The 13666-nt window shown below is 45.0% G+C and carries 15 protein-coding genes and 2 tRNA genes; 5 read left to right on the top strand and 12 right to left on the bottom strand.

The features are described 5' to 3' along the window. The first annotated feature begins 64 nt into the window (after positions 1 to 64). The 3 genes from IPM19_00735 to typA all read left to right on the top strand — a co-directional run bounded on the left by IPM19_00735 (position 65) and on the right by typA (position 2796). Positions 65 to 601, top strand: a complete 537-nt coding sequence (locus IPM19_00735; GenBank protein ID QQS23080.1) for a hypothetical protein — start codon at positions 65 to 67, stop codon at positions 599 to 601. Next, positions 598 to 816 (top strand): hypothetical protein, encoded by a 219-nt coding sequence (locus IPM19_00730; protein ID QQS23079.1) that lies wholly within the window; start codon positions 598 to 600, stop codon positions 814 to 816. Before IPM19_00735 ends, IPM19_00730 begins: the two co-directional genes overlap by 4 nt. Positions 817 to 966: 150 nt before the next feature. Beyond that, a complete protein-coding gene (typA, locus tag IPM19_00725) occupies positions 967 to 2796 on the top strand; it encodes a translational GTPase TypA (GenBank protein ID QQS23078.1) in 1830 nt (609 codons plus the stop codon). 60 nt (positions 2797 to 2856) lie between these two features. On the opposite strand, the gene IPM19_00720 is transcribed toward typA, so the two are convergent. Beyond that, positions 2857 to 3456 carry a hypothetical protein gene (locus IPM19_00720; GenBank protein QQS23077.1) on the bottom strand — a complete coding sequence of 200 codons (600 nt, stop codon included), beginning with the start codon at positions 3454 to 3456 and terminating at the stop codon, positions 2857 to 2859. A 174-nt stretch (positions 3457 to 3630) separates the two neighbouring features. Beyond that, positions 3631 to 4557 (bottom strand): hypothetical protein, encoded by a 927-nt coding sequence (locus IPM19_00715; protein ID QQS23076.1) that lies wholly within the window; start codon positions 4555 to 4557, stop codon positions 3631 to 3633. A 77-nt stretch (positions 4558 to 4634) separates the two neighbouring features. Here IPM19_00715 and IPM19_00710 point away from each other — a divergent pair. Beyond that, a tRNA-Arg gene (locus IPM19_00710) sits at positions 4635 to 4711 on the top strand. Between the two features lie 51 nt (positions 4712 to 4762). After that, entirely contained in the window at positions 4763 to 5437 is a 675-nt protein-coding gene (locus tag IPM19_00705; protein QQS23075.1) for an NTP transferase domain-containing protein, read from the top strand. A 12-nt stretch (positions 5438 to 5449) separates the two neighbouring features. Here the strand turns inward: IPM19_00705 and IPM19_00700 are convergent. The 10 genes from IPM19_00700 to IPM19_00655 form a co-directional block, all read right to left on the bottom strand. Further along, positions 5450 to 5526: transfer RNA gene (locus IPM19_00700), tRNA-Lys, on the bottom strand. A gap of 66 nt (positions 5527 to 5592) precedes the next feature. After that, positions 5593 to 5883, bottom strand: a complete 291-nt coding sequence (locus tag IPM19_00695) for a hypothetical protein (protein QQS23074.1) — start codon at positions 5881 to 5883, stop codon at positions 5593 to 5595. Positions 5884 to 5891: 8 nt separating this feature from the next. Further along, entirely contained in the window at positions 5892 to 6443 is a 552-nt protein-coding gene (locus tag IPM19_00690) for a hypothetical protein (GenBank protein QQS23073.1), read from the bottom strand. A gap of 12 nt (positions 6444 to 6455) precedes the next feature. Beyond that, complete coding sequence (locus IPM19_00685) at positions 6456 to 7079, bottom strand: PilN domain-containing protein (GenBank protein QQS23072.1); 624 nt, start codon at positions 7077 to 7079, stop codon at positions 6456 to 6458. After that, complete coding sequence (pilM, locus tag IPM19_00680; protein QQS23071.1) at positions 7076 to 8131, bottom strand: type IV pilus assembly protein PilM; 1056 nt, start codon at positions 8129 to 8131, stop codon at positions 7076 to 7078. Before pilM ends, IPM19_00685 begins: the two co-directional genes overlap by 4 nt. 35 nt (positions 8132 to 8166) lie before the next feature. After that, positions 8167 to 9378, bottom strand: coding sequence for a type II secretion system F family protein (locus tag IPM19_00675; protein ID QQS23070.1), 1212 nt, complete (start codon positions 9376 to 9378; stop codon positions 8167 to 8169). Positions 9379 to 9433: 55 nt separating this feature from the next. Beyond that, positions 9434 to 11182, bottom strand: a complete 1749-nt coding sequence (locus tag IPM19_00670) for a type II/IV secretion system protein (GenBank protein ID QQS23069.1) — start codon at positions 11180 to 11182, stop codon at positions 9434 to 9436. A 151-nt stretch (positions 11183 to 11333) separates the two neighbouring features. After that, positions 11334 to 11642, bottom strand: coding sequence for a hypothetical protein (locus tag IPM19_00665; protein ID QQS23068.1), 309 nt, complete (start codon positions 11640 to 11642; stop codon positions 11334 to 11336). Positions 11643 to 11781: 139 nt separating this feature from the next. Further along, positions 11782 to 12327 (bottom strand): hypothetical protein, encoded by a 546-nt coding sequence (locus IPM19_00660; protein QQS23067.1) that lies wholly within the window; start codon positions 12325 to 12327, stop codon positions 11782 to 11784. A 368-nt stretch (positions 12328 to 12695) separates the two neighbouring features. After that, complete coding sequence (locus IPM19_00655) at positions 12696 to 13178, bottom strand: DUF4258 domain-containing protein (GenBank protein QQS23066.1); 483 nt, start codon at positions 13176 to 13178, stop codon at positions 12696 to 12698. Between the last annotated feature and the right edge of the window lie 488 nt (positions 13179 to 13666).

The following is a 13666-nucleotide window of genomic DNA, read 5'->3' as shown; positions in this document are numbered from 1 at the left end:
ATATATTGACTTTACCCTAGCGATATGGTATTTTTCATAGTTAGTACAACACAGGAGGAAATATATGTTGCGAGCATCCAATTTTCTAATGATCGTGGCGTTCATTATCGCGATCATTGGTCTTATCACAAATGAAACTGTATTGTTCTTTGTCTCCTTTGCTCTTTTGGTGCTATCAGGATTCTGTTACATCATCCATAGACTGCTTCCGCCAATTGCTTACACGTCGCCGTTCGGCGATGACGACGAGGACGAAGGCGAAAATGAAGAACTCGAGGGCGGTGATGATGACGAAGATAACGGCAATGCAACAGAACCGGTGCCGGCAAAAAACCGCGAACTGAAAAAAGCCGACCAACCAGCAAATCCTTATGCGGCATTCGTGGACGTCCCCTGGGATCGCTATACAGAAATGAGAGAACGTCAGATGGTACAAATTAAGGAGCTTCCTAATCAAGACACTCCTCAGTTTATGGCAGGCGGCAGATCTCTTACCCCCGCCGAACTACGGGATGAAATTTATATACAAACTACCTTGGGTAAAAATTACGTTCAAATGATGGTAAAAGAAGAAATGGCCGAGGAAGCCGAAGCAGTATGACAAGCCAAACCAAACTGGAGACTGGCTCCAGAGTCATAACCTGGATGCTTATAATCGGAGCGGTTCTTTTAATGGCCAGCATTCCGATATTCTTCATCTGTAGCGGAAATGCAGCGGCCATTGGATCCAGCACAGCCAAAGTCGGCTTGATGCTCGTCATTATCGGCGCGCTAGGAAGAGTAATCGAGTTTCTCTTCCCACCCGAAGACCGATAAAAAGTTTAATGGACACGCAAAAGCGACAGCAAGAGTTAGTAGCAGCTAACTCTTTTTTATTTTGCTTTATTGACAATAACCATCAAATTGACTATAATAATGCTACGAATTCCTGCCGGAAATGCCGGCATTTTTTAATGAAATAATTTTATGACCCGCGACAATATCCGAAACGTTGCCATCATCGCTCACGTTGACCATGGCAAAACCACCCTAGTAGACGCCATGCTCAAACAAACCCAAACCGTTAAAGATGCCGGCGATGTTTTGATTATGGATTCCGGCGACATCGAGCGTGAACGAGGCATCACCATTACCGCCAAAAATGCTTCTCTTATTTACAACGAGGTCAAAATCAATATTGTCGACACCCCGGGTCACGCAGACTTCGGCGGCGAAGTTGAGCGTACCCTTAAAATGGCCGACGGCGTACTATTATTAGTAGACGCCAAGGAAGGTCCGATGCCCCAGACTAAGTTCGTTTTAAAAAAGGCGCTGGAACTGGGCCACAAAGCCATTGTTGTAATCAATAAAATCGACAAGCCAGAGGCGCAGATTGACGAAGTAGTTAACAAGACTTTCGACCTGTTCGTGTCTTTGGGTGCAACAGAAGAACAGCTCGACTTTCCTATTCTTTATGCCAGCGGCATCAAAGGTATTGCCGGCCTCGATGCGTCCGAAACTCTGCAAAAAATTCAATCCAATTCGGCGCCAGACATCACTCCGGTATTCGAAGCCATCGTTTCCAATATTGCCGCACCAACCATCTCCGATGACCCATTCGCTATGCTCGTTTTAGCGCTGCGTTACGATAACTACAAAGGTAAAATCGGTATCGGTAAAATTTCTTCCGGCAGCGTGGCGAGAGCCCAAAACATCACTTTAATTTCTCGAGAGGGAACCAAAACCAACGGCAAAGCTTCCTCCTTATTAATGTACGAAGGCTTAAACACCGTAGAAGTCGACCAGGCCGTAGCAGGAGACATTGTAGCGATTGGCGGTTTCGACGGCGTGCAAATCGGCGACACTATTACCGATACAGCTAATCCGCGCCAAATTCCTCCAGTCGAGATCGAACAGCCGACCATTAAAATGACATTTGGGGTAAACACTTCCCCATTTGCCGGACGCGAAGGTAATTTGCTCACATCCAGGCAAATCCGCGACCGCCTCTTCAAAGAACTAGAAACCAACGTGGCGCTGCGCGTAGAAGAAGCTACCGGCGACTCATTCTTAGTGTCCGGACGCGGCGAACTGCACTTGGCAGTATTAATAGAAACCATGCGCCGCGAAGGCTTCGAAATGCAAGTTTCTCAGCCTCAGGTTATTTTCCACGAAGAAGACGGTGTCCGTAAAGAGCCTTACGAATTCCTGTCTGTGGATGTACCAAGCGAACACCAAGGCGCCGTCATAGAAGAAATCGGCAAGCGCGGCGGGGAGATGCAAATTTTGGAGACCACTCCGAGCGGAGAAATTCACGCCGAATACATTATCCCAACGCGCGGTTTAATTGGTTTAAAAAACTTACTGCTTACCCGCACCAAAGGTACGGTTATTATCAACAATCTCTTTGACAGCTACCGCCCGGTACACGAAATCGATACCTCCACCAACCAGCACGGATCCTTAATCGCTTCGGAGTCCGGCACCAGTACGGCCTATGGCCTCAACAATGCTCAAGATCGAGGCATCATGTTTGTTGGCCCAGCCACCGAAGTTTACTTGGGACAAGTAGTTGGGAAAAATGCATTGGAAGCAGATATAGAAGTAAATATCTGCAAAGGCAAGAAACTGACAAACATGCGAGCCTCGGGCAGCGATGAAGGCATTATATTGGTTCCGCCTCGCGAAGTTACCTTAGACTTTGCTTTGGAATACATCGGCGCAGACGAGCTTGTAGAAGTCACACCGCAAAGCATCCGCATCCGCAAACGTTTGCTCGACCCTAACGACCGTAAGAAAGAAAAGCGCGGCCTATAAACTAAATAGTTATCACCAAATAAAAAAGACGCACATTTCGTGCGTCTTTTGATTTCTAAATTAGAAACTGAAGAAATTTGCAACCCTACCGAAAACTCCATTTGTACTGGCGCCTTTAACGCAGCCGGAGTTGCGGAGTGCCGCATCGCGAGACTGCTCAGCAGTTTTGTTGGCAGTTTTGCGCGCTTGGTTTGCGGCTTCTTTAGAAGCCTTCTGGGCATCTTTCGCGGCTTTGGTAGCTGCTTTGTAATCGGTTTCTGCCTTTTTTAAAGCAGCTTGGCGGGCATCCTTATCTTTTATAGACTTAGCTGCACTGGTGGCAGTTTTTCGAGCCTGTGCCGCTGCCTTAGTGGCAGCACTAGCAGTCTGATTAGAAGATTTGACTGCGGCAGCATAAGTTTTATCGTTGGCCTGCACGGCTTTACGATAAGTCTCTTTTATAGCCTTAGCATCCACTTGGCAATCTTTTATGGATCGGGTCTTCTGCTTAATGGGCCCGCCCTGAAATTCGATAGGCTTGTTAGTTCTGGCCTGTCCGGAGTCTTTGGTATCGCTGTTTGCAGTAATGGCAAAGGCTGCCGAAGGAGCTAATAAACTCACAGAAATAGCGGCACTAGCGGCAATTTTTGCCACTCTCGCTTTGGTAATTTGTTTCATCATGATTTTATGATGTTTATTGATTAATTTTATTTAAAAAATCCTCATGCGAAGCAAAAGGATTTTAAAATTAAGCTAACAATGCGATCGCTGGGAAAGTTAATGCAGCGGCGATGGCGATGGCTGTGCAGAAGAATAGAGTTTTTTTAGACATGTGTAACTATTATAGCACAAATATTAAATTACTGCAACTATCATGTCGATTACTATGCGGGGCGGTAAGTTGGAATTTTTTAATTCTTTATCAAGATTATAAAATTTGTTTAATGCCCCAGATAATTGCTGCGCCGAAAAGTTATTAGCCAGTTTTTTCATGATGAATAACCGCCCGCTCTTCCAGCCTGTTGCTGTTAGAAGGTCGTTATCGGATAATCTTTGCTCGCTTGCCTGTTTTACAATCATAATGCTCCGCAATTGGTCGGCCAATAGCGCAGACAAACGGATAGTGAGAGTTTTGTCGTCTTCGCTACTAGAATCGTAATATTGCTGGAGCAGTCTCACAACTGCAGGCTTGTTCTTTTGTCCAATGCTATCCAGCAGTGCAAATAAATCTATGGCTAAATCTTTCGGAGTCAGTTCTTCAACCATTTGCTTTGTGATGGTTTTCTCTCCGGCAAAGGCCCAAAGCTTAAGCAGCTCATTATGCGCAGCAGTGGTAGATAAGTTCTTTTTTGTCTCCCCTATCAAGCGCAGCGACATTTCCGCAGCCGCAGCCGGCTGAATAGTTATGCCTATGCTTTCCGCATGGCTTACAATCCACTTGGCAGCAACCTCCGGAGCAGGAGCCAAAAATTCTTTCACTTCCGCTATCTTCATCAGCTGCTTTGTTTTGGTTAAGCGCTTATCTAAGGTGTCCTCTATAAACACAATCTGACTAGTGCCCTTAGCTGCAGATTCCAATTCCGGCAAATCGTACTGGCCTAGGCAATGGCTGAAGATATGAATTTGGCCGGCACCAAACAAGCTCTGGCCCGCCAAAGAGCCAAGCTTGGGCAATGGCATGGTTGCGTCATACCGGGCTATTTCTAACTCGGACTTCTCTATTATATTCTGTAAATATTCCTGTTTGGCGTAAACATCTTCGCCCAAAAGTACAATTAACATATGTAGATTATACCATGGCCCAGCGAGCCGAGAGTACTTGTCAGGGCGCTGTATTTGGGGTAAAATTTTGATATTATGCACCCGTAGCTCATTTGGATAGAGTGTCTGGCTTCGAACCAGAAGGTAGCAGGTTCGAATCCTGCCGGGTGCACCACGATCAATCTTAGCTTGCTTAGATTGACCATAAATTTTAAAGCAAAAATTTATGCAAGCAGTAATTCTTGCAGCCGGCAAAGGCTTGCGCCTCCGGCCCTTTACAGAACATCACCCCAAACCGCTTATCGACATTGGCGGCAAGCCATTGCTCGAACACACTTTAAATTCCCTCCCGGACGAAATCACCGAAGTCATTATTGTGGTCGGCTATTTAGGCGATCAAATTATTAAACACTTCGGCGAAAGCTGGAATGGCAAAACTGTTCGATATGTTACCCAGCATGAACTGCTAGGAACCGGCGATGCCCTGCTTCGCGCTAAAGATTTGCTCCACACTAAGTTCTTAGCTGTAAATGGCGATGATCTTTATACCAAAACGGATTTAACTAACCTACTTAGCAACGGCAATGCCATGCTTGTCTGGCAAAGCACGCAAACTGCCAAGTACGGTATCGCCGAAGACGAGAATAACAACTTTATCGGCTTTAATGAAAATTCGAGCTTAATAAACTGCGGAGCATACTGCCTGGATCCTAAATTCTTTGATTATTCTTTAGTAAAAGTCGAAACACCTAGCGGCGCCGAATTCAGCCTTCCTCACACTCTCGCCAGAGAAGCCGAAAGTGTCCCTGTTAAATTATTTCGGGCCACTCGCTGGCTGCCTGTGGGAACTCCCGAACAGCTTCAATTTGCAAACAACTACTATTTAAAAAAACTCGGATAAGTCCGAGTTTTTTGGTGGGTCGGGTGGGATTCGAACCCACGACCAATTGCTTAAGAGGCAACTGCTCTAACCAGCTGAGCTACCGACCCGAATGAATTTTCACTTTAAATACCCAGTAATGTTACCAAAAACCTGTCAAAAAATCAATAGGTTTGTTATTCATCTGTCAGGGTTACAACCCCAAACGGATCGCCGCTAGTTGGCGTAGATGGCACAAACGAAGCATTTTCGGAAAGGCGCTTCTCTATAGCCTCATACGAGTCAAAATTAACCCGCACCAGTTGGGAATTGGCAAACTGAGACTGCTCCTGAGCTTTGTTCATCTTGGCAATGGAAGATTTAATCACAAAAGCTTCCGCAATTATTACCAAGCCTAAAAACACCCAGAGCACCAGGGAAAATCGCTTTAGAATAAATGGAAGGATCGCTTTTAGATCCAATTTCATGTTTAGCTTCATGGCTTTAAATAAAATACTGCATTAAATACTCCCCTAGCACGATTATCGGGGGTAGAAGAAATAGAAACCTGCTGCACTTCGTTGATAAAGGCGCTATGCTCGGCCGCTTCTATATATCTTTGGATATTATTAAACGCACCATCGATCGTAACGGTATACGGAATCAAAAACAATTCCCCTGTTACGCCTGTCACCTTAGTGGCCATCTTGGTTGTGCCAGAAACAGTGAGCGTAAAGGTTAAGCTGTAACGCTTAGCCAAATCTTCCAAGATCTTTATCTCCTTTACCACCTTAGTGTCTTTGCTAAACAAATCCTGAGGAGGGTAGGTCTTTTGTGTGAGAGTGGTAATATCCTTTTTACCCTGCTCGTAAGTAAGCTGTTCCTTTTTAAGAACCTCCAGCTCGAGGTTCTTTTGATTAACCACATCCAAGCGGGCTTGATTGCGATTCTCTAAAATTCCATATCCATAGGTAAACATCAGTGCGGCAAATATGCCGAACAGGATCATTACACCAAATAGTTTTATTCTAGAATTTAACTTTAGCATCTCATTAAAAAATTACTCTGCTGGCACGGCAGCCGGCGCAGCAGGAACTGCCGCCGGATCAACCGGTACTGGCTCCGGCTTTGGCATTAATACTCCTTCTACTATATAAAAAGTGAAGTTAAACTGAACATCGGTAGGCTTAGAAACATTTTCCAGCGGATAGTTGATGTCTTTGAAATGCTCCTTGTCTGAGTTGATGTTGTTATACAATTCGATAACCGATTCACGGGTCGGACTAAATCCGGTAATATCCACTTTGCCGGTTTTACTGTCGGCTTTAAACGAATTGATTTTTACTCCGCGCGGCACAAGCTTGGCAAATGACGATACGACCCTGGACCACTTTGGCGAATTCGCGGCCAGTTTTTCGAAATCCACCATCTGATTGTTAATCAAACGGATCTGCTTTTTTAATTCAGCATTTTCTGTCTTGTCGGTTTGCTGCTTGAGGGTTTCCACTTCTGCGCTAACTCGACTTTCGGTGCTATTAAGGTAAACCATTACAAAAATCTGAGCGACGATGCCCAACAGCAAAACCACCACCCCAATAATTACAGCGACTAAGGTGGAATGATACAGATCCTCATAATATAACTCGGTCTGCTTGTGCTTGGGCAATAAATTTATATGCTTCATTCTATCTCCCATAATGCCAGGCCGATGGCGGTTACAAAACTCAGGGCCTCGTATGGCCCCAGGGCATTTTCGTGCAAATTAGGAATATGCTCTAGCGGATTAGAAACCAGAACTTTTAAAGGAGCATACTGCTCCAACAAAGGCTCTAATGATTCTCCAATGTGCTGCAGCTTAGCCCCGCCACCCGTAAGCAGCAAAGTACCGATATGAGTTTCGTGATGATCGTAATGAAACTTCAAAATATTTCTAATCTCCGCAGCCAAATCTTCCATCGCCGGCAGCATTTGCAGCTTCAAATTTGGGTACTCTACTGTATTAGAAAATCCGAACTGGCGCTTAATTTTCTCTGCTTCGGGAGCGGCCACCGAAGCCGCTTTGGCTAAGCGCTCGGTAAAAATGTTCCCGGCAATAGGAATAGAAGATGTAAATTGCAAGGTGCCATCCTGAACCATTACCAAAGCGGTTTTAAATGCATCAATATCGGCAATCAAAATCGGCTCCTTAATTTTGGTCGGCACCAAGGCGCGGGCCACGCTCTGCGCTTCGGTTTCTATGCCGGCGATCTTCAAGCCGGCTTTTTCCAGTACCGTAATGTATCGGTCAACATAAGCGCGTGGTGAAGCAATCACTAGCACCTCTACCCCCGTGGGCTTGCGCTCTAAAATCTGCCAGTCATAATAAACCTGATCCATAGGCAGCGGTATATAGCTTTCGGCTTCGAAAAGAATCGCATTGCCAATTTCGCTGTCGGTCATGTTCTGCATCGGAATAATACGCACAAAAGATTTAGATTCCGGAAGAGCTACAATGACACGCTTAGTGGAAAAGCTGCCATGCTGCGGGTGGTCCAAACTTCGCTCTATCAACCCGGCCAGAGCATCAACATCGGTAAAATCATCATTAACAATCATTCCCTTAGGCATGGGAACATTGGTGTAGGCGCGCACGGAGTTTTTGCTTGCAGAAATATCAAACTGCAACGCTTTGATAGCGTGGTTATTAATGTGAAGGCCGATATAATGATGCTTTTTTTGCAGGATGTTTAAACGCATTTTGCTGTTTGTTTGTCTTCTAAATTATATCAAAATTAACCGATAGACTGGCTGATGTTATAGATAGGCATTATAAGCGCCAACGCCAGAAAGCCGACCACCACCCCGATAACCAGCAGCAGCAGAGGTTCGATAATAGAAGAAATGTTCTTCATTGTGTCATCAATTTCCATTTCGTTATGCTCCGCTAGCTGGTCCAAAATCTGTTCCAGGCTACCAGTTTCCTCGCCAATAGCGATCATTTGAGTAACCAAGAACGGGAATAATTTCTCGTTTTTTGCTAGAGAGTCTGTAAGCGGTTTTCCGAGCTTTACATCCTCTGCGGTGGCAGACAAAACCTCTTTGTAATAAACATTACCCAGCGCTTCGCTGGTAACATGCAAACCCTGTACCACAGATATGCCAGACTTCATCAGTGAGCCTAAGATACGAGCAAAGCGCGCTATGTTTATCTTCTTAACGATCGGGCTGATCATAGGAAACTTCAAAGCTATAAAGGCCATTAGTCTTTTTCCCGGTACAGTGCGCAGACCGATTATAACCCCCAGAACCGTGGCCACCATCAGAACTAAAACTATAACCGAATTAGCGGCTGCAAAATCACTCACGCTCACCACTACTCGGGTAAGAACAGGCAACTCTGCATCAAAGTCTTTAAAGGTGGAGGTGAGCTTCGGCAAAACAAATATTGCCAGCAAGATACCAATAATAATCATCGCCGAAACTATCACGGCCGGATACATCATGGCGCCCTTGGTTTTCGATTTCAGATCCGCCTCGCGCTGCAGCTGGATGCGCAGATACTCCAAACTTTTTTCTAGATTTCCCGACAACTCGCCTACTTCGATCATGCTAATAAAGATGTGCGAAAATACTTTGGGGTACTGCGCCATAGATTCGTGCATCGACTTGCCGGCTTCTACCTGCGCGGCCAATTCGTCTATAATCTTCTTAAACTTTTTATTAGCAGTCTGCTTGGAAATAATTTTCATCGCCCGGGGGGCAGCAACACCAGACTTAAGGAGCAGGTCCAAATTTTGAATGAAAGCAATTTTGTCTTTTAATGCAATTTTAGAAAAATTGGCAAAGTAGTCACCGATTTTAAAATTGGATTTCTCCAACAGCTCCATGGGGATCATCCCCTTCTCCTTTAGCAAATGCCCAGCCGACAAAAAATTAGCCGCCTCAATTTCGCCGGTCTCGCGCTTGCCGTCTTTGGTAACTGCAGTATAGGAAAATTTAGGCATTCAAATGTTTGTTAATGCTTCGAAGCAGTAGCTCGGCACGCCGATCAACCTCATTTTATTCTTTAGTAACACGCAAAATTTCTTCGATAGTGGTCTGCCCTGCAACGGCTTTAATAAAGCCGTCCTGCCACATAGTAATCATCCCTTGCGCCACGGCTTGCTTTTCGATGTCCTGACTGGTGGCCCGCTTTACTATAAGTTCTTCTATTTGGGGAGTGTTTTCCATAATTTCGTGAACACCGATACGGCCTTTATACCCGGTCTTGTTGCACTTTTCACAGCCGGCGCCTTCGTAAAACTTGAGGTCTTCGAAAGACTTAGCACCATTGGCAAGTTCAAGTTTTTGCAAAACTTCCATAAGCGCGTCCAAATTGAATTGCTTTTGCAAAGATTTGGCAATATCGGCATCGACCGGTTTTTCGGTTTTGCAATCTGGACAAATCATGCGCACTAAACGCTGCGCCATAATCGCATTTAAGGTGGATGCGATTAAATACGGTTCTATGCCGATATCGATCAAGCGCGGCGGTGCCGCAGAAGCAGAGTTGGTGTGCAGCGTAGAAAGCACGATATGGCCAGTCATAGCCGCGTGCATGGATTCTTCGGCAGTCTCTTGGTCGCGAATTTCCCCGATCATGATAATATTCGGATCCTGACGCAACAGCGCACGCAACCCCATAGCGAAAGTCAAACCGATTTTCGGATTAACCTGCATTTGGTTGGCGCCGGCAATACGATATTCTACCGGATCCTCAATAGTCGAAATATTTACCTGCTTGGTATTTAAAATTGTCAGAATCGCATACAGCGAAGTAGACTTACCGCTCCCGGTTGGTCCGGTAATAAGCATCATGCCATGCGGCTTGTGAATATTACGGTTTACAATATCCAACTGCGACTGCAAAAAGCCGAGCGCCTCTAAACTTAACGCACGGCTAGATTCGTCTAGTAAACGCATCACCACTTTTTCTCCGTCAAAAATAGGAATTGTAGAGATACGCAAGCTAAATTTATAGCCATCCTTTTCGATCTTATAACGTCCATCCTGAGGCATACGGTGCTCGTCAATTTTAAGGTTAGCCAAAACCTTAATGCGCGCTACGAGAGCCGCCTGTATAGCTTTTGGCAGAGTCATTACATCATGCAAGACGCCATCAATACGATAGCGCACCACCACGCTGTTTTCTTGAGGTTCAATATGAATATCGGAAGCTTTTTCGATGACAGCATACTCTAATAAGGTGTCCACAACACGGACAATCGGAATTTCTTCGGCCTGTTTTTTTAAATCGTCGTTCAGCTCCCCTGGTTCTGGCAGCGCACCTGGGTCCTTCTTGCCTTCGGCCACCATGTGCTTAATCTCGCCTTCCAGGTTGTTGTGGTATTTAGACAGGCCAAAATCTAGCGACGACTTACCAATCAGAAACACTTTAATATCCAGGCCAGTCTTCTTTTTGATGAACTCCTTAGTCTGCAAATCGGTGGGGTCTACCATAGCCAGACTCAGTTCATTTTTATTTTTAGCAAAGCTAATCACCTTATGCCGTCGGGCAATGGGTTCGGGTACGTAATTTAACAAGGCTTCGGTAATCTGCTGGTCATGCAAATCGACTGTTTCCACCCCAAATTCTTCGCTTTTAACCTTTAACAACTGATCTTCGGTAACAGCTTTTTTATCTACCAAAAAATCCTCCCATTGCATGGGAGTCTTAAGGCCTTGCCATTCTTTTTCTAGTATTCCTAGGTCGGTTTTAGAAACGATACGCTTCTTTTGCAGGAGCTGGTTAAGTTCCGCGGTAATCATTTTTTTAGATTTTTGTTTCTGCTTTGTTTAAGCGAAATTTTTTGTTTCAAAATTTGTCTTTGTATCGACAAAATACAGTTTGATGTCATTATTATAGCACATTAAAGTACATTTTTCCAAATCAAAAAACCCTCGCTTTTTTAAAGAGGGTTTATCTCACCTTGCTCAGCTGATGCGCTTTAGCTTTACGCTCCAGATATTTAAGCCGTTGTTCATGGTTCATTAATGTGCTCGACATAGCATTGCTGTCCGATAGATCACGATTATTAACCTCGTCTAATGTTTGAATAATTTGCTTTACATCTAACGACAAGGAAAAATAGCGCTCATTTAAATGAGCTACTTCGTCAGATAAATTAGTTACCTTATCAGACAAATGAGTTACTTCGTCAGATAGATGAGTGAATTTACTGAAAAACTTCTCTAAATTTAAGTCGAAATATTCTTTGCTTAGTTGCATGATTATCCAATTGATCTATATTCAGGTTAGCAAACGGCCTCAATCAGTCAAGAGTAAATTAAATCAAGTTTTACTTAATAAGTTATAAATCAAAAACCCGCTGCGAAATTTTCACGGCGGGCTTAAGAAACAAGCAGGTTTACATCGGGCATACATATCCTTCGATGCCTTCGTAGACATAGCCGAACTGGGCGGCCAAGTCTCGCTCGGAAGCGCTAGTGGTATACAAGTGATCCCCATTCAACGGGCTCATCTCGTGGCGATAGAGACGATAAATCGGCACAGTCCCCTCCCGGTGCGAAACGAATACGTAACCTAGTATGCCTTCGTTGGCGTATCCGGCTGGAGCCTCATCTGATACAGAGTAAAAGTGATCAGTAAGGGCAGCGCTGTAATAACGGTAGAGCGGTACAGTGACCTGATCTGCGTTGTTAATTAGGTAACCCAACGGCTGTTCTTCCTTGTACCCTGGAGCTGTTTCGGCGGAGTTGTTGCTATAAAAGTGGTCTATCTGCTCGAAGTTCCACTGTCTGGAGACGGGTGCGAATCGTGAAGAAAACGCAGGGTCCATGCAAGTGTTGGGCGCTTCTACTTGCGCAGTTGTTGGCAAGACGCCGGCAAATAAAATCCCGGTGGCAAATATGATCGTTAAAATAACTTGAGTAAAGATTGAGCTTCTTTCCATATAATTTCCTTACTTTAATTGATTTACTTCGACCTTTGTTTCTGACTAGTGTATCGCCGACAGCGCAGAAATTGTTACATTTATAAAAAACCTCCCTTAGTTATAACTAATTAAGCAAAATAAAAACCGCCTCGCGAAGAGCGAAAGCGGTTTTAAAGTCTTGCTAAGAACGATTTGGTATTGATAAGGCTTGTCACCTAGATTCAATATAAACAACCATTCCCAATATGTCAAGCGTGGTGGACCCAAGGGGTAACGATCCCCTAAGACAAGAGTGACAAGCCTTATCTTGCTCCTAGCTGGGCCCCCACAAAATAACATTAACACAATCATGTTCAAGAGAGCTTTAAGATTTAATGAAGTATAAATTACCGAACCCTAATCAACCGCCGAATGTACTCGACAGGAACGCCGCGGATGACGGTGACGACTTTTTCGTGAACCTGATCCACGGCCACGAACACGCCTTTAGCTGCGCCGGTAAAAGCATTGTCGGACAAGTAATAGCCGATCTTAATCAACCCTCCGCCGCGGGCGTGCTTGTAAGCAAACAACTTCCCGCGCTCTAAGGCCAGGGCAATTACCTCGCGGCTCACTCCCCGCTCGGCCATGCGCTGAGCGGCGTGACGGGTAATTAGCAAAGTTCGATAACCCGCTTTGATTGTACTTATTGCCTGCTGTTTGGCCATCTTGGCAGACTCGCCGGTACCCTCCAGAGCGGCCAGTACCAAAGCCGGCGACGCCAGCAATGCGGGAGACACTAAGCTGGTTTTAGGCTCCGGGCAGGGATCCGTGGTTTTTGCCTTGTCGGCTATCCCCTGTAGCTGGGTAGAAACCAACAAAAAAACCAACGCGGTAATAGTTGGCTTAAGGGAATTAATAAGAGGCCGGATCGCACGCTTAAGTTCGATCTGGATCCAATTTGGTTTGGTTTTTAGCTGCTTAGCTCGAGTACGGCCAGCAGCCCTGCGTGATGGTTGCGCTTAGCGCTTCGTGTTGGCATATGTGTATGCGTTAATGATGAGCTTTGCTTAAGGCTTCCCAGGATTAGCCTTAAACAGCTACAAAATACCAACCCCAGATAGGTTTGTCAAATATAAAACCTGCTTGCGAACTGGCTTTTCATTGAGGCCTACATCAATATGTGTAAATGATCCACATCATTTACATCCCTCCAAGGGATAGATGTTGTAAACCCAGAAACATAGGCCATACCCGAACAGGAATCTACTATTTTGCTCTAGGCATTTACAGATAAAAGCTCATAAGAAAACAAACCCAATGTTAAAGCTGTAATAAATACGCTCAACACCAATCATGGCGAGGAGTCTTATTGGTA

Source organism: bacterium (assembly GCA_016699995.1).
Lineage (GTDB): Bacteria > Patescibacteriota > Doudnabacteria > UBA920 > UBA920 > UBA920.
This window is presented reverse-complemented; position numbering and strand designations above follow the sequence as displayed.

Excerpts from the sequence above, each read along its gene's own strand:
- IPM19_00685 (QQS23072.1), bottom strand. The coding sequence starts at position 7,079 with ATGAAGCATATAAATTTATTGCCCAAGCACAAGCAGACCGAGTTATAT.
- IPM19_00675 (QQS23070.1), bottom strand. The coding sequence starts at position 9,378 with ATGCCTAAATTTTCCTATACTGCAGTTACCAAAGACGGCAAGCGCGAG.
- IPM19_00660 (QQS23067.1), bottom strand. The coding sequence starts at position 12,327 with ATGGAAAGAAGCTCAATCTTTACTCAAGTTATTTTAACGATCATATTT.
- IPM19_00670 (QQS23069.1), bottom strand. The coding sequence starts at position 11,182 with ATGATTACCGCGGAACTTAACCAGCTCCTGCAAAAGAAGCGTATCGTT.
- pilM (QQS23071.1), bottom strand. The coding sequence starts at position 8,131 with ATGCGTTTAAACATCCTGCAAAAAAAGCATCATTATATCGGCCTTCAC.
- IPM19_00735 (QQS23080.1), top strand. The coding sequence starts at position 65 with ATGTTGCGAGCATCCAATTTTCTAATGATCGTGGCGTTCATTATCGCG.
- IPM19_00730 (QQS23079.1), top strand. The coding sequence starts at position 598 with ATGACAAGCCAAACCAAACTGGAGACTGGCTCCAGAGTCATAACCTGG.
- IPM19_00720 (QQS23077.1), bottom strand. The coding sequence starts at position 3,456 with ATGATGAAACAAATTACCAAAGCGAGAGTGGCAAAAATTGCCGCTAGT.
- IPM19_00715 (QQS23076.1), bottom strand. The coding sequence starts at position 4,557 with ATGTTAATTGTACTTTTGGGCGAAGATGTTTACGCCAAACAGGAATAT.
- IPM19_00690 (QQS23073.1), bottom strand. The coding sequence starts at position 6,443 with ATGCTAAAGTTAAATTCTAGAATAAAACTATTTGGTGTAATGATCCTG.
- IPM19_00695 (QQS23074.1), bottom strand. The coding sequence starts at position 5,883 with ATGAAATTGGATCTAAAAGCGATCCTTCCATTTATTCTAAAGCGATTT.
- typA (QQS23078.1), top strand. The coding sequence starts at position 967 with ATGACCCGCGACAATATCCGAAACGTTGCCATCATCGCTCACGTTGAC.
- IPM19_00665 (QQS23068.1), bottom strand. The coding sequence starts at position 11,642 with ATGCAACTAAGCAAAGAATATTTCGACTTAAATTTAGAGAAGTTTTTC.
- IPM19_00705 (QQS23075.1), top strand. The coding sequence starts at position 4,763 with ATGCAAGCAGTAATTCTTGCAGCCGGCAAAGGCTTGCGCCTCCGGCCC.